The 19,993-nt window shown below is 49.3% G+C and carries 20 protein-coding genes; 7 read left to right on the top strand and 13 right to left on the bottom strand.

The window, feature by feature from the left end:
- Positions 1–19 precede the first annotated feature (19 nt).
- Positions 20–1,393: a siroheme synthase CysG gene (cysG, locus tag GC128_RS06725; RefSeq protein ID WP_151993656.1), complete on the top strand. Its 1,374-nt coding sequence runs from the start codon at positions 20–22 to the stop codon at positions 1,391–1,393.
- A gap of 338 nt (positions 1,394–1,731) precedes the next feature.
- Entirely contained in the window at positions 1,732–1,902 is a 171-nt protein-coding gene (locus tag GC128_RS06730; protein WP_151993657.1) for a DUF4223 family protein, read from the top strand.
- Between the two features lie 110 nt (positions 1,903–2,012).
- Here the strand turns inward: GC128_RS06730 and trpS are convergent, their stop codons facing one another.
- The 12 genes from trpS to pilM form a co-directional block, all read right to left on the bottom strand.
- A complete protein-coding gene (trpS, locus tag GC128_RS06735; protein WP_151993658.1) occupies positions 2,013–3,017 on the bottom strand; it encodes a tryptophan--tRNA ligase in 1,005 nt (334 codons plus the stop codon).
- A 4-nt stretch (positions 3,018–3,021) separates the two neighbouring features.
- Complete coding sequence (locus GC128_RS06740; RefSeq protein ID WP_151993659.1) at positions 3,022–3,723, bottom strand: phosphoglycolate phosphatase; 702 nt, start codon at positions 3,721–3,723, stop codon at positions 3,022–3,024.
- Positions 3,716–4,393 carry a ribulose-phosphate 3-epimerase gene (gene rpe / locus GC128_RS06745; RefSeq protein WP_151993660.1) on the bottom strand — a complete coding sequence of 226 codons (678 nt, stop codon included), beginning with the start codon at positions 4,391–4,393 and terminating at the stop codon, positions 3,716–3,718. Before rpe ends, GC128_RS06740 begins: the two co-directional genes overlap by 8 nt.
- A gap of 45 nt (positions 4,394–4,438) precedes the next feature.
- Positions 4,439–5,257: an adenine-specific DNA-methyltransferase gene (gene dam / locus GC128_RS06750; protein WP_151993661.1), complete on the bottom strand. Its 819-nt coding sequence runs from the start codon at positions 5,255–5,257 to the stop codon at positions 4,439–4,441.
- A 64-nt stretch (positions 5,258–5,321) separates the two neighbouring features.
- Entirely contained in the window at positions 5,322–6,620 is a 1,299-nt protein-coding gene (gene damX / locus GC128_RS06755; RefSeq protein WP_151993662.1) for a cell division protein DamX, read from the bottom strand.
- Positions 6,621–6,717: 97 nt separating this feature from the next.
- On the bottom strand, positions 6,718–7,806 hold the full coding sequence (gene aroB, locus GC128_RS06760; RefSeq protein ID WP_034460277.1) for a 3-dehydroquinate synthase: 1,089 nt from the start codon (positions 7,804–7,806) through the stop codon (positions 6,718–6,720).
- Between the two features lie 60 nt (positions 7,807–7,866).
- Entirely contained in the window at positions 7,867–8,388 is a 522-nt protein-coding gene (aroK, locus tag GC128_RS06765) for a shikimate kinase AroK (protein ID WP_034460280.1), read from the bottom strand.
- A 319-nt stretch (positions 8,389–8,707) separates the two neighbouring features.
- Positions 8,708–9,955, bottom strand: a complete 1,248-nt coding sequence (hofQ, locus tag GC128_RS06770) for a DNA uptake porin HofQ (protein ID WP_151993663.1) — start codon at positions 9,953–9,955, stop codon at positions 8,708–8,710.
- Entirely contained in the window at positions 9,894–10,280 is a 387-nt protein-coding gene (locus GC128_RS06775; RefSeq protein ID WP_151993664.1) for a hypothetical protein, read from the bottom strand. Before GC128_RS06775 ends, hofQ begins: the two co-directional genes overlap by 62 nt.
- Positions 10,270–10,683 (bottom strand): HofO family protein, encoded by a 414-nt coding sequence (locus GC128_RS06780; RefSeq protein WP_151993665.1) that lies wholly within the window; start codon positions 10,681–10,683, stop codon positions 10,270–10,272. Before GC128_RS06780 ends, GC128_RS06775 begins: the two co-directional genes overlap by 11 nt.
- Before the next feature lie 37 nt (positions 10,684–10,720).
- On the bottom strand, positions 10,721–11,272 hold the full coding sequence (locus GC128_RS06785; RefSeq protein WP_151993666.1) for a PilN domain-containing protein: 552 nt from the start codon (positions 11,270–11,272) through the stop codon (positions 10,721–10,723).
- Complete coding sequence (pilM, locus tag GC128_RS06790) at positions 11,272–12,135, bottom strand: type IV pilus biogenesis protein PilM (RefSeq protein WP_226812013.1); 864 nt, start codon at positions 12,133–12,135, stop codon at positions 11,272–11,274. Before pilM ends, GC128_RS06785 begins: the two co-directional genes overlap by 1 nt.
- An 80-nt stretch (positions 12,136–12,215) precedes the next feature.
- Between pilM and mrcA the strand changes: the two genes are divergently transcribed.
- A complete protein-coding gene (gene mrcA / locus GC128_RS06795) occupies positions 12,216–14,768 on the top strand; it encodes a peptidoglycan glycosyltransferase/peptidoglycan DD-transpeptidase MrcA (RefSeq protein WP_151993668.1) in 2,553 nt (850 codons plus the stop codon).
- Positions 14,769–14,815: 47 nt separating this feature from the next.
- On the opposite strand, the gene nudE is transcribed toward mrcA, so the two are convergent.
- Complete coding sequence (nudE, locus tag GC128_RS06800; protein WP_134185664.1) at positions 14,816–15,376, bottom strand: ADP compounds hydrolase NudE; 561 nt, start codon at positions 15,374–15,376, stop codon at positions 14,816–14,818.
- 329 nt (positions 15,377–15,705) lie between these two features.
- On the opposite strand from nudE, the gene GC128_RS06805 reads away from it, so the two are divergent.
- The 4 genes from GC128_RS06805 to hslO are packed head-to-tail and all read left to right on the top strand — an operon-like array spanning position 15,706 to position 19,895.
- Positions 15,706–17,847: an intracellular growth attenuator family protein gene (locus GC128_RS06805; RefSeq protein ID WP_151993669.1), complete on the top strand. Its 2,142-nt coding sequence runs from the start codon at positions 15,706–15,708 to the stop codon at positions 17,845–17,847.
- A gap of 60 nt (positions 17,848–17,907) precedes the next feature.
- Positions 17,908–18,588: a GMP/IMP nucleotidase gene (gene yrfG / locus GC128_RS06810; RefSeq protein WP_151993670.1), complete on the top strand. Its 681-nt coding sequence runs from the start codon at positions 17,908–17,910 to the stop codon at positions 18,586–18,588.
- Complete coding sequence (hslR, locus tag GC128_RS06815; RefSeq protein ID WP_151993671.1) at positions 18,588–18,989, top strand: ribosome-associated heat shock protein Hsp15; 402 nt, start codon at positions 18,588–18,590, stop codon at positions 18,987–18,989. Before yrfG ends, hslR begins: the two co-directional genes overlap by 1 nt.
- Before the next feature lie 27 nt (positions 18,990–19,016).
- Positions 19,017–19,895: an Hsp33 family molecular chaperone HslO gene (gene hslO, locus GC128_RS06820; protein WP_151993672.1), complete on the top strand. Its 879-nt coding sequence runs from the start codon at positions 19,017–19,019 to the stop codon at positions 19,893–19,895.
- Positions 19,896–19,993 lie beyond the last annotated feature (98 nt).

Here is a 19,993-nt window from a genome sequence, read left to right on the forward strand (position 1 = left end):
TTTCTTTTGAGGATTGAACGTGGATCACCTGCCTATATTTTGTCAATTGCAAGGTCGTGCCTGCCTACTCGTCGGTGGTGGCGATGTTGCAGAACGTAAAGCGCGTTTGTTGATGGAGGCAGGTGCACGAGTCACTGTAAATGCCCTGGATTTCTCCCCGCAATTTCATGTGTGGGCGGAACAGGGCATGATTACCCTTGTTCAGGGTGAGTTCGACACCGCACTGCTCGATGTTTGTTGGCTGGCCATCGCCGCGACAGACAACGATGTGGTGAATCAGCAAGTCAGCGATTCGTGCGAATCCCGCCGTATTTTCTGTAACGTGGTTGATGCGCCAAAACAGGCCAGCTTCATCATGCCATCGATTATCGACCGCTCACCGTTGATGGTTGCCGTTTCTTCCGGTGGCACCTCTCCCGTTCTTGCTCGTCTGCTGCGTGAAAAACTCGAAGCCATTCTGCCGCTACATTTGGGGAAAATTGCCTCTTATGCCGGGACGCTGCGTGGCCGGGTGAAAGCGAATTTCAAAACCATGGGCGAGCGCCGTCGCTTCTGGGAAAAATTCTTCACTAACGATCGCCTGGCACAATATCTGGCAAACGAAGACAAGCAAGCCGTCGATAAAGAGACTGAGTCGATGTTTGCCACGCCTTTAGATCATCGTGGTGAAGTTGTTTTAGTTGGCGCAGGCCCAGGAGATGCGGGTCTGTTGACACTCAAAGGGCTACAGCAAATCCAGCAGGCCGATGTGGTGGTTTATGACCGCCTGGTTTCCGACGACATCATGAACTTGGTGCGCCGTGATGCCGACCGCATATTCGTTGGCAAACGCGCGGGTTATCACTGTGTCCCGCAAGAAGAGATTAACCAGATCCTGTTGCGTGAAGCGCAAAGCGGTAAACGTGTGGTACGCCTGAAAGGTGGCGATCCGTTTATCTTTGGACGCGGTGGCGAAGAGTTAGAAACTCTGTGCGATGGGGGCATTCCATTCTCCGTCGTACCAGGAATTACTGCAGCATCCGGCTGTTCAGCATATTCCGGCATTCCGCTAACTCACCGCGATTATGCGCAAAGCGTGCGTCTCATTACCGGGCACCTGAAAACTGGGGGTGAGTTGGACTGGGAAAACCTGGCCGCAGAAAAACAAACGCTGGTGTTCTATATGGGCTTAAACCAGGCTCCTGCTATCCAGGAGAAACTGATTCAATACGGTATGTCCGCAGAAATGCCTGTCGCGTTAATTGAAAATGGCACTGCGGTTAAACAACGCGTGGTCAGCGGAATATTAAGTGAGCTTGGTGAATTATCGACGCAGGTCGAAAGCCCGGCATTAATTATTGTCGGCCGAGTCGTTGCATTACGCGATAAGTTGAACTGGTTCTCGAATCATTAATTTTTTTTAAGATAACAAAAAGGCTTGCACGAGTATTCTGGCAAGCCTTTTTGTTTATAAGCAGTTAATTAATCTACTAATCTTCATAAGCAATATTTATTTCAAGCAATAACGTGTCTGATTCCAGACTTAGTAATACCATTAGTAAACCCTATAATTAACCACCTTTTTGAAAGGTCATTACATATACCCAAAATAATTCGAGTTGCACAAAGGCAGCAAGTGCGCGAATCCTGATGAGCCTACTCTGGTAAGTGATTCGGGTGAGTAAACGCAGCCAACGCATATGCAGCTTGAAGTATGACGAGTATACAAATAATTAATGATAGGGAATATCAATGAACAAGTTCGTAAAAGCTGCTTCTGCACTGGCTGTCCTGGCTCTGTTGTCTGGTTGTACAGGCCACATTGAGAACAAAGATAAATCTTGTGGTTATGATTATTTGCTGCACCCAGCAATTTCTATTTCTAAAATTATTGGTGGCTGCGGCCCTGCATCTCCACAATAATAGTTCAGAAGTAAAAATTAAAAAAACCGCCCAAATATAAGAGGGCGGTTTTTTATTATTAGACAGCTACGATATTCTCCCCATTAAGAGAGTATACGAGCCATAAGTCATTAAGGCTGAGCGACAAACCCAATCACTTCATAGACTTTCTTCAGTGTAACGCTGGCATGTGAACGCGCTTTTTCGGCACCGTCTTTCATCACCTGCTGCAGATAAGCTTCATCATTACGGAAATTGTGATAACGCTCCTGCAATTCAGTCAACATACCGGATACGGCGTCAGCAACTTCACCTTTCAGGTGGCCATACATTTTGCCGTCGAACTGCTGCTCAAGCTCAGGGATAGGCTTACCAGTAACAGCAGAAAGAATATCCAACATATTGGAAACGCCTGCTTTATTCACCGGATCGTAACGCACAACAGGTGGCTCGTCTGAGTCAGTTACCGCGCGTTTGATTTTCTTCACGACCGATTTCGGGTCTTCCAACAGGCCGATAACGTTATTACGGTTATCGTCTGATTTAGACATTTTCTTGGTCGGCTCAAGCAAAGACATTACGCGCGCGCCTGATTTAGGAATAAACGGCTCAGGCACTTTAAACACGTCGCCATACAGCGCATTGAAACGTGCTGCGATATCGCGGCTCAGTTCCAGGTGTTGTTTCTGATCGTCACCGACCGGCACCAGATTGGTCTGGTAAAGCAAAATATCGGCTGCCATCAATACCGGGTAGTCAAACAGGCCGGCATTGATGTTCTCAGAATAACGAGAAGACTTGTCTTTAAACTGAGTCATACGGCTCAGCTCACCAAAATAGGTGTAGCAGTTCAGAGCCCAGCCGAGCTGTGCATGTTCTGGCACGTGAGACTGTACAAAGATGGTGCTTTTAGCAGGGTCGATACCACAAGCCAAGTACAGAGCTAACGTATCGAGTGTCCGGCTACGCAATTGCGTTGCATCCTGACGCGCAGTGATCGCGTGTAGGTCAACGATGCAGTAAATGCAGTGGTAATCATCTTGCATGTTGACCCACTGACGCAGCGCACCCATGTAGTTACCAATGGTCAATTCACCTGATGGCTGCGCGCCACTAAAGACGATGGGCTTACTCATGTTCTTATTCCTGATGTTCTTTGTTAGAGAGCCCTAATGCGGGCAGTAAATCGTTGAAATGGTCAAACACGTAATCGGGTTTGCTCAACTCGATGGACTCACCATAGTTATAACCGTAAGTCAGGCCAATGGAACAGCATCCAGCCGCTTGAGCCGCATGAATATCGTTGCGGGAGTCACCAACAAAAAGCAGTTCTTCCGCGCTAAGATTCAACTCTTCCATCACTTTATGCAGCGCTTCGGGATGCGGTTTTTTATTTTCCACATCATCGCCACCAATAATGACTTTGAAGTATTGCGCGATGCCCAATCTTTCCAGGATCGGTAATACAAACGGTGTCGGCTTGTTAGTTACCAGCCCCATCGGCAAACCTTTTTCGGCCAAAACAGCCAACGTATTAGCGACTTCCGGGAACAGGAAGCTGCCCTCTTCTGCTGTTTGCGCATAGTAGGCGTCAAACAGTTTACGAGCGATGCTGCATCGGTCGGCTTCAGGCTCTTCGCCTTTCAGCGCCCAGGTCAATGCGCGCTTGACCAGCACATCGGCACCGTTGCCGATCCACTTTTCAACGTTGTCTTCACCCGCGGTAGGCAACTCCAGCGCATAAAGCGCCTGATCCATTGCCTGCGTCAGACCCAATGCTGTGTCGACCAGTGTACCGTCTAAATCAAAGGCGATACCGCGAATTTTACTTAACTTATCCATGACTTACCTTTGCTAACTCACTACGCATACGATCAATAACGGCTTTGTAATCTGGCTGATTGAAAATCGCCGAACCGGCAACAAACATATCAGCACCTGCCGCAGCAATTTCAGCAATATTGTCTACTTTCACGCCACCATCTACTTCCAGGCGAATGTCATAGCCAGAAGCATCAATGCGCTCACGCACCTGGCGCAGTTTTTCCAGAGTATGTGGAATAAATGATTGGCCGCCAAAACCTGGGTTAACAGACATCAGCAAAATCACATCGAGTTTGTCCATGACGTTATCAAGCCAACTCAGCGACGTTGCTGGGTTAAGCACCAGACCTGCTTTACAGCCGTGCTCTTTGATCAGTTGCAGGGAACGGTCAACATGCTCTGACGCTTCCGGGTGGAAGGTAATGATGTTGGCGCCAGCCGCAGCGAAATCCGGAATGATACGGTCAACGGGCTTCACCATCAGATGCACATCAATAGGGGCAGTAATACCGTAGTCACGCAGGGCTTTTAACACCATCGGACCAATAGTGAGGTTAGGAACGTAATGGTTATCCATAACATCGAAATGGACGACATCCGCACCAGCAGCCAGCACCGCAGCCGTGTCTTCACCCAGACGGGCGAAATCGGCTGAGAGGATTGAGGGGGCAATCAAAAACTGTTTCATCCGCTTCTCCAATAGCAAATCAAAAAAGACCGCGGACGAAACGTCTTAGGCACTGACTTTATACAGCGCCAGCAGTTCGTCCACCTTGTTACGTGTTCCACCATTCCGGCTAATGCTGCGACGCACCTGCACGACATGCAGTTTTGCCTGGTGATACCACAACCGGGTGAGTTCCGTATCATGGTTAGAAATCAGCACCGGAATTCGATTTCCTTGCAAGTTTTCAGCTAACTGCGCGAGATGTTGCTGCTGCACAGCGTTAAAGCTATCGGTGTGATACGCCGTAAAATTAGCCGTTGCCGACAAAGGCGCATAGGGAGGATCGCAATAGACAACAGACCCTGCACTGACATCCGCCATGCTGATATCATACGACTGACACAAGAATGTGGCGTTCTGCGCTCGTTCGGCAAAATGATACAACTCTTCTTCAGGGAAGTAGGGTTTGATATAGCGGCCAAACGGGACATTGAATTCACCACGTAGGTTATAACGACAAAGGCCGTTGTAACAATGGCGGTTCAGATATAAAAACAGCAATGCACGACGAAACTCATCTTTGCACTGGTTAAATTCGGTACGATTGAGATAGAACGCCTGCTCATCGTTTTGCTCGGCAGTAAAGAGTTTACGGGACTCCTGAACGTACTCATCCGTGCGTGTTTTGACGATGTTATAGAGGTTAATCAGATCGCTATTAATATCTGCGAGGATATAACGAGAGTAATCAGTATTCAGAAAGACTGAGCCGGCACCAACAAACGGCTCAATCAGACAATCACCTTTCGGCAGATACTTTTTAATGTCTTCGAGCAGGGGGTATTTCCCCCCCGCCCATTTCAGAAAAGCGCGATTTTTTTTCATGCTGCCTAACTATTTACACCTTTTCCTGCTGTGGAAAGGTTCCAACAGCGGCTGCGCTTGTTCATCACTTCAGATCAGACTGAACCTGATGGATAGGTTTTGCCCATGGGTTCTTGGCCTGCACATCGGCTGGCAATGTTGCAACGGCACGTTTTGCCTCATCTTTGTTGGCATAAATACCGCTAACCAACACATACCACGGCTGACCATTTCGCACAGTCTGGTAAACCATATAATGCTGCAGGTTCTCTTTCTTCGCCCAGGCATTCAGGTTTGCTGAGTTAGAAGAGGAGCTGAGCTGCAAGGTATAATGGCTTCCCGGAGCACCTTTGATTGCACCTGCATCACCCGCGACAGCGCCAGTGGCGGCCGTTGTAGGAGCAGCTTCTGCGGCTTTCGTTACCGGGGCTGCTGCAGTTTGAGTAGCAGAAGCTTTAGGTGTCGCGGCACTGACTGGTGCTTTCGCTGGTGCAGTCGCTGTTGGCGCAGGAGCTGTAACAGGCTCACTACGTTTTGCCGTAGCTACCGGTTTTGGTTCCGCTTTCACCGCTGGTTGTTTTACAGGCTGAGCCTTGTGCTGGGACTCAATTACGACAGTTTTACGTTCCTGACGCGGAGCTGCTTGTTTCTCTGGCTCCGATTTCACTACTGCACGTGGAGCTGTAGTTGCACCCGCAACTGCCGCAACAGTAGCCGGTGCTGTGGGCAATGTTGAGCTATTCACTGCATTGTCAATCTGGCCGGACTGTTGAGTCAGTGCAGTATTCAGGTCGCCCGGAACTTCAACACGCTGTTGTCCCTGTGGCGCAGGTTGAGTTTGCGCATCAGACGGCGTTGAAGAAATTGCAGGAAGAGTCACTTCTTGCGGGTTACCTGCGGTTTCGGTCTGATTTGCAGCAGAGGTGTTGCCTGGCTGCGGTTGTGCGCCATTAGCCTGGTCAGCAGCAGCGCCGGACAAGTCGATATTCTTTTCAGCGTTCGGATTGCTATTTGCTGTTTCAGTATCAGTCGAAGGGGCCTTCAGGGCCGAACCAATTCCGATGATTAGCAGCAACAGTACAAGAATACCAATGCCCATCATCAGGTGCTGGCGGGAGACCGGAACTTTCTGTTTAGCGGATTTTTTGCGGGTACGTGCCGGGCGACGTTCTTCTGCGTCAACTTGCAGATCATCGTCGTTTTCATACTCTTCTTCATCACGAGCACGACGGGTACGCGCTGGACGAGGCTCATCAGAGTCTAATTCAACATCATCGACATTGATTTGCGGCTCATTATCGCGCTCATCAGATTTACGGTTACGGCCTGAACGACGATCGCTGGGATCGGGTTTCAGCTCGTCTTCCGGTTTAAATTCATCCATTTAACACCCCACTCAAAGGCTAGTGCCAGCAATTTAAAGTCAGCACATCGCCCGAAGTTAAAAATCGCCTGACTTCAGCGACCGAAATTTCTAATAATTAAGCCTGCTGACAATCAGCAATGGCGGACAAAACGATATCGTGTGGAACTCCGCCACGCATTTCACTCTTCCCGATTGCCAGCGGCAGCACTAAGCGCAGCTCACCAGCCAAAACTTTTTTGTCACGCATCATGTGGGGCATATACGCGGCAGCAGACATCTCTTTCGGCCCAGTAACTGGCAGCCCGGCACGTTGCAGCAATTTAATAACGCGCTGCACATCTGCCTCACTGAAGTTCCCTAAACGCTGAGCTGTTCGTGCCGCCATAACCATACCTGCGGAAACAGCTTCACCGTGTAGCCAATTGCCATAGCCCATTTCTGCTTCTATAGCGTGACCAAAGGTGTGGCCCAAATTCAGTAAAGCACGTAAGCCACTTTCGCGCTCGTCGGCGGCAACAACTTCTGCTTTCAGCTCACAACAACGACGAATACACCAGGCCATTGCTTTACCATCCAGCGCAAGCAATGCATCCAGGTTTTCTTCAAGCCAGTTAAAGAAATCGCCGTCGAGAATAATTCCGTACTTAATGACTTCTGCCAGACCAGATGCCAACTCCCGAGCAGGTAAAGTATTTAGACAGTCGAGATCCACCACTACCGAAGCAGGTTGGTAGAACGCGCCAATCATATTTTTACCGAGGGGGTGGTTAACGGCTGTTTTACCGCCAACAGAAGAGTCCACTTGCGAAAGCAAAGTGGTTGGAACTTGAATAAAGCGCACACCGCGTTGATAACTCGCCGCGGCAAAGCCAGTCAGGTCACCGACGACACCACCGCCCAGGGCAATGAGTGTCGTATCACGACCATGTGGCTTTTCAAGCAACGCAGTAAAGACAGTGTCTAATACAGCGAGACTCTTAAATTGTTCGCCATCCGGAAGGATGACGGAATCGACTTTAACGCCCGCTTGCTCCAGCACGCCACGCACCTTATCCAGGTAGAGCGGCGCCAGGGTTTCATTGGTCACCAGCATCGTCTGGTCGCCAGCCTTCAGCGGCCCAAAAGATGCCGAGTCACTAAATAACCCAGCAGCAATGGTGATAGGGTAACTACGTTCCCCGAGAGTGACTGTTAACCTCTCCATAACGCGAAGTCCACCTTGATGTTGCTTAGCCCGCAGGCGTTTTTTTCGATTAAGCCAGAATCAGTTGCTTTCCAACATATTAATAATCTGGTTAGCAACCACTTTGGCACTTTGGTCGTCAGTGCGAATCGTCACATCAGCAATCTCTTCATAAAGAGGATTGCGTTCCTGAGCTAAGGCTTCAAGAACTTCGCGCGGTGGAGTCTCAACTTGCAGTAGTGGGCGTTTTTTATCACGCTGCGTACGAGCGAGCTGTTTTTCAATTGTGGTTTCAAGATACACCACAACTCCACGGGCTGAGAGACGGTTACGGGTCTCACGAGATTTTACAGAACCGCCGCCAGTTGCCAGCACAATGCCCTGTTTTTCAGTGAGTTCGTTGATGATTTTTTCTTCGCGATCGCGGAAGCCGTCTTCGCCTTCAACGTCGAATACCCAGCCCACATCAGCTCCGGTACGTTTCTCAATCTCTTGATCAGAATCGAAAAATTCCATATTGAGTTGCTGAGCTAACTGACGCCCAATAGTGCTTTTGCCGGCACCCATAGGCCCAACCAGAAAGATATTGCGTTTCTCTGCCATTTTTTCGGTACTACTAAGACAATTCGTTGATGATAAACCCGCCCTGTTACAACCAGGTGCAGCGGGACATGAACTGAAACCTCATAAGCGATAGTGCGAGAGTCAGACTGAAAATTATCTCAATACTCAAGGTGGTTTGGCAACCGATTATATTCCCCAGCCTTCTTAAGAAGAAGAAAATGCATAAATCGGGGTTATCTGTCACAAGACTTGAGCAACCAGCCTCTCGAAACGGTACACCTTGTAAGCTAATTCCTCTCTGCCGTCAAACACCTGGGCAACGTTTCAAAGAAAAACTGCACGATGAGGAAAGAAAACGCTACGAAACAGGGATAAGTCGAGGGGTAATAAATACCACTAATTCACGGCGTTGATGATTTTTTGCATCATGGCGAAACAGGCTACCCACAATAGGTATTGAGCCAAGCAAAGGGACGCTGTCGCTACTGTCAGTGTTGTGTTGCTGGAAGATCCCGCCAAGGGCAAGCGTTTCGCCATTTTTCACCGCAACAACAGTTTCAATTTCTTGCTTGTCAATCGCCAGAACTTCGCCATCAGATTGCTGAATGCTACGGCCAGGCATGTTCTGGCTGATGCGCAATTTTAGACGAATATTGCCATCTGACTGAATAGTGGGCGTCACTTCCATTCCCAGAACAGCTTCTTTAAACTCGATTGCGGTTGCCCCGCTCTCGCCACTGGATACCTGATAAGGGATCTCCGTACCTTGCTTGATGCTGGCAGGCTGTTGATGTGCCGCCATCAGGCGCGGGCTGGCAATGATTTCAAGCTGTTGCTGTTGTTCAAGAGCAGACAATTCAAGCTCCAGCAGTCGGCCGTCTATTCGAGCGATATTAAAACCGACCTTTGTTGTAGCGTTGTTGACGGAAAGATCGGCTGAAAAACCTGTGGTCTGATGAAGCTTACTTTCCCCTTTTTGCTCGGCAGTAGACCACTTCACGCCAAGTTCACGTAACTTATCCTGGTTAATAGTGACGATATGAGCTGAAATTTCCACTTGCCCGATTGGCAAATCCATTTCTTTCACCCAGTCAGCAATCTGTTTGAGCACTGTCTTATTATCACGCACAATCAGCCGATTAGTGCGTTTGTCAGCCGTGATATTACCCTGAGCACTCAATAACTTATTTCCACCAGATTTTAGTGATGTCGATAAATCTTCAACATCGGCATGATGAGGAGTGAAGACCTGGTAGAACATCGGTTGATCAAGTGCCTGCTGTTTTCGTTGCTCCATCGCTTGCGCTTGTTGCTCACGTAAGCGAGCCTTCGGAAAAATCAGTATTACATTACCTTCACGCTGCTGGCTAAGCTCCGCACTATTCAAAACCAATTCAAATGCTTGCTTCCACGGTACATCAATCAAGTTAAGCGAAAGTACTCCATCCACGCCAGGAGCAACCATAAGGTTAACGTTTTGGTTTTCAGCTAATGCCTGCAAAACCTGGGTTACCGGCGCGTTATCGAGGACCAGAGAAATACCTTTACCAGCCTGGCTGGAGAGGGGCAGAGCCAACACCAGAAGAAATACCCGCATCCATGGCATATGTTTTTCCTTTTATTTCCCAACGATAAGAAGAGGGTTTGCAGGCAGGATTAACCCTCGCCACCACATACCCCATCCCGACATTTTCAATGTGAACATCGGGAAATAGCTCTTTATCAACTTTGATTCGCTGCACGAGACCTTGTGGACTGAGCATCAGCGCAGTACTCGCAGTGGGCGAGCTGATTACTCCCTGTAATCCCCAGGCCGCCAGTTGCACGGTCAATTTTTCACAAGGAGAAATATGCTGCTGAAAGGGGCTTGGAGGCATAGCACTCACGGTTGAAATGACCATGAACCCTACCCAAAAAATGTTACGTTCCATCGGAAAACTCCATTTTTATCAAAAACTTGAGTAAGTCACCTTGTTCAGTAATGGTGAAAGAGTGCCCCGACACCACTCGATACTCTGCAAGCCTGGTAAATAAACCCGGTAGTTCTTCCCATGGCAGAAGAATTTCCAGTACTCCCTCCTTATTTTCAGGCTGCCACTTCAGCAACTTCCCCTTTGATTCCTCAACGAACTCCGCCACGGAAAATGCCCGTGAATTAGATGGACGCACGTGCAGTTCAGAGGGTAAAACTTGAAGGACTTTGCGTTGCAACTCAGCAATGCGTTGAGCTGCCTGCTTGTTGTCAGCTTCCAACTGAGAAAAATGAGAATGATGGGGCTGTATCAAACTCATCCAGGCAACAACTGTGACTAAGCCCGTTACGACGGTAATCATCGCCACACGCCTCCAGCCTGGCCCACTCAGCCATCGTTCAATTAACCAGGGCATTTGCCACCTCAGATATCGTTAAGGTGAAAACAAAACCAAAGCCGCCCTGTGCTTCGCGCTGGACCGCACCTGTCCGAACTGTAGAAACACCTTCAAGATGACCAAGCTCCTTCTCCAGCCCCTGTAAATCCTCAAGAAGGTTGCTGCGTCCCTTTACTACCAATTGCCCTTTTTGCAATGTTAGAGAAGACAGCCAGGCCCCACCGGGCATAAAGCTCGCGATACGAATCAAGCGTTTTTCCCAAATCCGAATAGCTTTTTTCTGCTCTTCACGAATGCGCTGCAAACGCAGTATTTCTTGATTCTGCTTTTGTAAAACCAGCCGCTGCTGATAGAGATACTGCAATGCTGATTGCATACTTGTCAGGTGGTCGTTTCGTGCCTGTTGTTGGCGAATTTCCCATACGGTGAACTGCCGCGCGCCCATTACAAGCAACGGCACAAGCACCAAAATCAGGCTGAATAAAAGGCTCCAGCGGCGTATACGTTGTTGGCGCTGTATCTGACGCCACGGTAGTAAATTAATCAGGCGCATCAGCTGAATACTCTACCTATCGCCAGCGCTATCGCGACCGTAAACTCAGCGCCATTACGCGGTAATGGTGGCTGTAAACGGGAAAATGCTCGCCAGGCATCCAAAGATAAAATCTTCGCCGGTACTGGTGACGATTGCGCAAGGCTCAATGCAACAAACTCAGGCTCGGTTTTTAATTGCTGACACAAGTCGAAAATTGTTGGCACCGCGTTGGTATCACTCCATCCCCAACGTGGCACAGGCTCGGTAGAAGCCCATAACCAATGGCCCTGTTCTTGATGAACCAGGTACTGACATTCCTCCAGACGACACGGAGAAATAAGTGCCGGCAATGCGCTGGCTCCGGGGGTGAGTGTCGTGGGATATAGCCTTATCGCGGCCAGACTTTTGAGCAACGCAGCAACATCTGTCTGGCGCGCAGCTACTATCAAATGTGGATCAGCAACATCTTGTGACGGTAAATAATCCCAACACAATTGAGCCGATGTCATTTGCAACTGACGGGCAGTTGCTGAGGCGATATAAGCTTCTCTTGCGGGTTCAGACAAACGTTTATCGGGTGCCGGGACCGGGCGTTGTAATGTCCGTGACACAGGAAAAGAGATGCGTATCTGGTGACGTAGAGGTAACTCTTTTCGCCACTCCACCAATGCTTTAGTCAGCGCTTCAGTATTCATTATTAGCCCATCGCTAAAGGTGCCTTCAGGTAATGGCAATTGCCACCAATGCCGAAGTTGCCACCCTTGCCGTTGGCGCTGAACAGCCACAACACGAATGCTTTCGCGTTGAATATCCATGCCAATTTGCCAGGTTGTGAATACCATGTTTACGATCTCCTTATCGCCGGTTACGGAAAATGCCATACCAATGCCACTGGCTTGCCTTTATACTACCGCGCGGTTGTTTATAAACTGCCCAATGGAAACGTAATGGGAAATTTAAGGTGAAGTTCGTAAAGTATTTATTCATCCTTGCAGTATGTTGCATTCTGCTGGGAGCAGGCTCGATCTTCGGGCTCTACAAATTTATTGAGCCGCAGTTGCCTGATGTCGCCACGCTGAAAGATGTGCGACTGCAAATTCCAATGCAGGTTTATACGGCTGATGGCGAGTTAATCGCGCAATACGGTGAAAAGCGCCGTATTCCGGTTACGCTCGATCAAATTCCGCCAGTGATGGTGAAAGCATTTATTGCGACTGAAGACAGCCGTTTTTACGAACACCACGGTGTCGATCCGGTTGGGATCTTCCGTGCCGCCAGCGTGGCACTGTTTTCTGGTCATGCATCGCAGGGCGCAAGTACTATCACCCAACAGTTGGCACGTAACTTCTTCTTAAGTCCTGAACGCACGCTGACGCGTAAGATAAAAGAAGTGTTCCTGGCAATTCGTATTGAGCAGTTGCTGACCAAAGACGAAATCCTCGAACTGTACCTCAACAAGATTTATCTCGGTTACCGCGCTTATGGCGTGGGTGCTGCAGCACAAGTCTATTTTGGTAAGTCAGTTGATGAATTGAGCCTGAGTGAAATAGCGGTTATTGCCGGTTTGCCAAAGGCACCGTCAACCTTTAACCCTCTTTACTCGCTTGATCGTGCAACTTCCCGCCGTAATGTGGTGTTATCGCGTATGTTGAGTGAGAACTACATTACTCAGGCGCAATACGATGAAGCGCGAAATCAGCCAATCGATGCGAACTACCACGCACCGGAAATCGCGTTCTCCTCGCCTTACCTGTCTGAGCTAGTCCGCCAGGACATGGTTGCTAAGTATGGTGAGAAGGCCTATGAAGATGGTTATAAGGTTTACACCACCATCACTCGCAAAACTCAGGAAGCCGCGCAACAAGCCGTACGTAACAACGTAATGGCCTATGACATGCGCCACGGCTATCGCGGCCCATCAAACGTGTTGTGGAAAGTAGGTGAAACACCGTGGGACAAAAAGAAGATTGTCGATTCGCTAAAGAATCTACCGGTCTACGGCCCGCTTTTCCCTGCTGTGATTACAGAAGCATCACCGAATGAAGCTACCGCATTGTTGGCGGATGGCAGCGCCGTTTCCATCAATATGGACGGTATGCGCTGGGCGCGCCCTTATCGTTCAGATACTGCTCAGGGCCCAACGCCACGAAAAGTGACCGATGTGGTGCAATCCGGGCAGCAAATATGGGTGCGTAAAGTCGATGATAATTGGTGGCTTGGACAAGTCCCGGATGTGAACTCCGCCCTGGTTTCCATCAACCCACATGATGGTGCTGTAGTCGCACTCGTCGGTGGCTTTGATTTCAACCAGAGCAAGTTCAACCGCGCAACGCAGGCATTACGTCAGGTTGGCTCCAACATCAAACCATTCCTCTACACAGCGGCAATGGATAAAGGTTTGACGCTGGCGAGCGTGCTCAACGATGTGCCAATTTCCCGCTGGGATGCTGGTGCGGGTTCCGACTGGCGCCCGAAAAACTCCCCGCCAGAATATGCCGGACCAATAAGATTGCGTCAGGGTCTTGGTCAGTCGAAAAACGTGGTAATGGTGCGTGCGATGCGTGCTATGGGCGTGGATTATGCGGCTGAATACCTGCAACGCTTTGGCTTCCCTGCACAAAACATCGTGCATACCGAATCGCTGGCATTAGGCTCGGCATCCTTCACACCAATGCAAGTCGCGCGTGGTTACTCGGTGATGGCTAACGGTGGCTTCCTGGTTGACCCGTATTACATCTCTAAAATTGAGAATGAAATCGGTGGCACAATCTTTGAAGCGAAGCCGAAAGTAGCTTGCCCGGATTGTGATATCCCGGTGATTTATGGTGAAACGCAGAAGTCTAACGTGCTGGAAAATCAGAATGTAGAAGACGTCGCGCAGTCTGAGGAAAAACAGAATGTTAGCGTTCCGATGCCGAAGCTTGAACAAGCGAATAACGAGTTGGTTGCGCAGAGCAGCCCCCCTGAATACGCGCCACATGTTATCAACACCCCACTGGCTTTCCTGATTAAGAGTGCGTTGAACTCAAACATCTATGGCGAACCAGGTTGGCAAGGTACTGGCTGGCGTGCAGGGCGTGATTTGAAACGCAATGATATCGGCGGCAAAACCGGTACGACAAACAGTTCGAAAGATGCATGGTTCTCAGGCTACGGACCGGGCGTGGTGACTTCTGTCTGGATTGGCTTTGATGATCATCGTCGCGATCTTGGACGTACATCAGCATCAGGTGCGATTAAAGATCAAATCTCAGGTTATGAAGGTGGGGCGAAGAGTGCTCAACCAGCCTGGGATGAGTTTATGAAAGCCGCACTGGAAGGTGTTCCGGAAGAGCCGTTAACGCCGCCACCAGGCATTGTTACGGTCAATATCGATCGCAGCACCGGGCAACTTGCCAATGGCGGGAATAGCCGTCCTGAATTCTTTATTGAAGGTACCCAACCGACGCAACAGGCTGTGCATGAAGTCGGGACTACGATAATTGATAACGGCGAGACCCACGAGCTGTTCTAGGTAGTGATAAAGCCCGTTTCACCTTGAAACGGGCTTTAAGAGAAAAGTTACAAACGCCCCTGCTCTTTCAACCATTCACGCACGAGGAAAAGCGCACTCACATTCCGCGCTTCGCTAAAATCTTCCTCGTTAAGCAGATCAAGCATTGATTCTATCGGCCAAAGCACTTGCGGTAGTTCTTCTGGCTCATCACCTTCCAGAGATTCTGGATAGAGATTTTCAGCAATCACGATGTTCATTTTGCTGGAGAAATAGGACGGTGCCATCGTCAATTTTTTCAAGAATGTCAGCTGATTAGCTCCGAAGCCAACCTCTTCTTTCAACTCGCGATTCGCTGCTTCAAAGACAGTCTCGCCCGGGTCAATTAACCCTTTAGAGAAGCCAAGTTCATACGATTCCGTGCCAACCGCGTATTCGCGGATCAAAATCAAATGGTTATCAACGATAGGGACTATCATTACAGCTTCGCGGGCAGATGGGCGCATGCGCTCATAGACTCGGCGCACACCGTTGCTGAACTCCAGGTCCACCGTTTCGACATTAAACAGCCGTGAACGAGCCACTGTTTCAACATGTAAAATGGTCGGTTTTTGTAATGGTTTGCTCATCGTTGCAGGGCTGACAGTAAATACAGGTGCTCCATTGTGCGTTATGCCACATATCTCACGCAACGGACATTAGTTATTATTTACATTTTTGCAACTTTAGGTGATTTTTCAAGACCTCCGTCACATGTCAATAGACGACAAATGAAATAGGAATTTGCTGATATTTCTCGTAAAGTCGCTTTGCTAACATTATGTTACAGCAGGCTATACATACAAAAACGCCTCAAGATTGAGGCCGTACCTGCCGATAACGTTTTTTACACCCAGATGCTGTAAAGGGTGCAACTTGCTGCGTTTTAATAAGAAAACGAGTGTTTGATGGGGAAGGCATGAGCACCTTATTACTTCTTTTAGCTGCTATGCTGGCCTGCATCTTAATTGCGGGGTGGCTTATCTGGCGCAGCCTGCGTTTACGCGCTCGTGCTTCACAAGCCCAATCGTTTAGCGGTGCAACTTCGCGCAAGTTGACCACAGACGAACGCAGCGCCGTTGAAAACTATATTGAATCATTAGACCGCACGCAGGATATCGTGGGGCCTTCAGGTGCCAGTGCTGCACCGACAAAACTAGTATTAAATTCCCTGAGCAACACAGCACTTGCTCTCACACGCTCCATCACCCGCTATGGCTTATCAACTGACGACCCGAATAAGTGGCGCTATTACCTTGATTCAGTAGAGGTACATCTTCCGCCATTCTGGGAACAGTACATTACTAACGATAACTACGTTGAGTTGATTCGTACTGAAACCATGCCGTTGGTTATCTCCCTTAACGGGCACACGCTTATCGACTACAGCAGCGAAAATCGTGGTTTTGCACTGGAACAAAATCCTCATAGTCAGGCCTCTATTCGTGGCGAAGAAAGCGAACAGATAGAGCTGCTCAATATCCGCCAGGAATCGCCCGAAGAGTATGCACTGAGCCGCCCCGATGGGTTACGCGAAGCCATCCTTATTTGCGTCGCCTTTATAATGCTGTTTTTGTGCCTGGTTACACCTGCAGTTGTGTTGCCGTGGTTAGTCGGTGGTGCATTTATGCTACTGGCTGCGAGCCTTTGGGGCCTATTTGCGCCTCCGGCAAAGAATGCGCTGCGTGAGGTCCACTGTTTACGTGGGACACCTAAGCGCTGGGGGCTTTTTGGGGAATCGAATCAGGATCAGGTTAACAATATCTCTTTGGGGATAATTGATCTGATCTACCCTGCGCACTGGCAACCTTATGTTGCTCAGGACCTGGGGCAAAAAACCGATATTGATATTTACCTCGACAGGCATGTTATTCGCCAGGGGCGATTCCTGTCACTGCATGACGAAGTACGCAACTTCCCTATTCAGCATTGGGTTCGCAATCTGGTGATTGCCATTGGAAGCCTGGCCGTTTTAATCATGCTGACAATTTGGGTGCCGCTGGAGATGCCTTTAAAACTGAGTATCTCCAAGCTAAAAGGCGCGCAAACTATAGAAGCGACCACCGTAGCTGACCTCGATAAAACGACGCTTCGTGTTGGTGATACGCTGAAAGTAAACGGTACTGGCATGTGCAATATCCACACGCCTAGTAATTATACCAATCGACAATCTTATCCGTTTACCCCCTTCGACTGTTCGCAAATCATCTGGAATAACGCACAGGCGTTGCCGTTGCCTGAATCCGATATTATGGATAAAGCCATAGCACTGACTCAGGCGGTGAGTGGGCAAATTCATCCGCAAACCAGCGACGATTCAAAAGTAAACCCGCAGCTACGTAGCGCTATTCAGAAATCAGGCATGGTGTTGTTGGATGATTTCGCCGGTATTGTGCTGAAAACGCAGGCGCTATGTACCGCAGAAGATGAATGTGTGCGCCTGAAAAATGCGCTGGTCAATCTGGGTAATACCAAGGATTGGGATACGCTGACTAAGAAGGCAGATTCAGGAAAACTCACAGGCGTAAATGTTCTGCTGCGACCGGTCAGTGCCGAGTCACTAGATAACCTGGTCACCACCTCGACAGCGCCGTTCTTTATTCGTGAAACAGCACGCGCAGCACAGTCTCTGAACAGTCCTGCTCCTGCTGGATATGTGATTATTAGCGATGAAGGGAGTGATCTCGTAGACCAGCCTTTGCCACCGGTTCCGTTGTATGACATTCCAGCCCAGGAGCAGTGGAGTGAATTCCAACGCCTGGCAGATATGCTGCTTAAAACACCGTTTAGCGCCGAGGGCATTATTACCGGCATCTACCAGGATGCTAACGGTACGCAGCACATCACCCTGCATAAAATCCCGGATAGCAGCAGCATGTGGCGCTACATCAGTACTACACTGTTGCTTATCGGCATGATTGCCTGTCTGCTCATTAACGGCGTGCTGGCGATTCGCCGCTATCGCCGCAGCCGCAATCGCCTGGCACAAATCCAGCAGTACTACGATAACTGTATAAATCCATCGTTAACCACGATCTCCGCTGTACGCCCGCTGTTCTAAACGTCACGCGGCAGGTTGTGCTAACCTGTCGCGCAGTTTCCTCTAATCAGGTCCGAACCTATGCATATTGATATTGCCTGGCAGGATGTCGATACCGTATTGCTCGATATGGACGGCACATTGCTGGATCTCGCGTTCGATAGCCACTTCTGGCAAAAATTGGTGCCAGAAACAGTCAGTGAGCAAAGAAATATTCCACTGGATGAAGCCCATCAGTTGATCGCCCGCGAATATCACGCCGTACAACATACGCTAAACTGGTACTGCCTGGATTTTTGGAGTGAGCGTCTGGGCCTGGACATTTGTGCCATGACTACAGCTCAGGGACCAAACGCGGTGATACGTGAAGATACGGTCCCGTTCCTTGATGCCCTTAAATCCTGTGGCAAACGTCGTATTTTACTGACGAATGCTCACCCACATAATCTGGCTGTCAAACTTGAGCACACTGGTTTAGCTCAGCACCTTGATTTATTGCTTTCCACCCACACATTTGGTTATCCGAAAGAAGATCAGCGGTTGTGGCAAGCCGTTGCCGAGCATACCGGGCTGGAACCCGCCAGAACGCTATTTATTGACGATAGCGAAGCTATTCTGGATTCCGCCGCGAAGTTTGGTATTCGTTATTGCCTGGGCGTGACCAATCCCGATTCTGGCCAGGCTGACAAAACTTATCAGCACCATCCGGCATTGAACGACTATCGCCGACTACTCCCGAAATTGATATCTAAGGAGTCGTGATGAAAGAAAAATCGTCTGAAGGTGTGCGTCTCGACAAATGGCTGTGGGCTGCACGTTTTTATAAAACGCGTGCCATTGCCCGGGAAATGGTAGAAGGCGGTAAAGTGCATTACAACGGGCAGCGCAGCAAGCCAAGTAAACTCGTTGAGCTGAATGCCATGCTGACGCTACGCCAGGGCAATGACGAGAAAACCGTTAAAGTGCTGGCGCTAACTGAACAGCGCCGCCCGGCCACCGATGCCTCGCAGCTTTATGAAGAGACAGCAGAAAGTATCACTAAGCGGGAAAAAGTAGCGCTGGCACGCAAAATGAACGCGCTGACCATGCCCCACCCCGACCGACGCCCGGATAAAAAAGAGCGTCGTGATTTGATGAAATTTAAACACGGTGGCAACGAATAAAAGATGTCATCCGAATGAGAGAAAATTATGACCCAACACGACCAACTACATCGTTACCTGTTTGAAAACTTTGCCGTTCGCGGTGAACTGGTAACGGTTTCCGACACCTGGCAGCAAATCATGCAAAACCATGATTACCCAGCCCCGGTAAAAAACATTCTCGGTGAATTGCTGGTCGCAACCAGTCTACTGACTGCAACACTGAAGTTTGATGGTGATATTACTGTGCAATTGCAGGGTGATGGCCCAATGACCCTCGCAGTGATTAACGGCAACAATAACCAGCAAATGCGTGGTGTTGCGCGTTTTAAAGGTGATATCCCTGCCGATGCGGATCTGAAAACGTTGGTTGGCAATGGCTATCTGGTCATTACTATCACCCCGGCTCAAGGAGAGCGTTATCAGGGTGTTGTTGGGCTTGAAGGCGATACTCTGGCGGCATGTCTGGAAGATTACTTCTTACGTTCCGAGCAGTTACCAACGCGTCTGTTTATCCGTACTGGTGATGTTGAAGGCAAACCAGCTGCGGGCGGCATGTTGCTGCAAGTTCTGCCAGCGCAAGATGCGCAGGCTGACGATTTCAACCACCTGGCGGCACTGACTGAAACCATCAAGGCTGAAGAGTTGTTGACCCTGCCAGCTAATGACGTGCTGTGGCGTTTGTACCACGAAGAAGAAGTGACACTTTACGATCCGCAAGACGTTGAATTTAAGTGTACTTGTTCACGCGAACGCTGTGCCGATGCACTAAGAACTCTGCCGGATGAAGAAGTGAACAGCATCATTGCTGAAGAAGGCGAAATCGACATGAACTGTGACTACTGCGGCAATCACTACGTGTTCAACGCCATGGACATTGCAGAGATCCGCAACAACGCATCCCCAGCCGATCCGCAAGTGCATTAATGCCTTCTGCCCTTCCATTTGTGGAAGGGCAAATCTGCGTTTCATAGAATTGAGTGCTTAATCACACCTCGTCCGTTAATCGCACTATTTTTTAACAT

Origin of the sequence: Buttiauxella massiliensis (genome assembly GCF_902500225.1) — a bacterium.
Lineage (GTDB): Bacteria > Pseudomonadota > Gammaproteobacteria > Enterobacterales > Enterobacteriaceae > Buttiauxella > Buttiauxella massiliensis.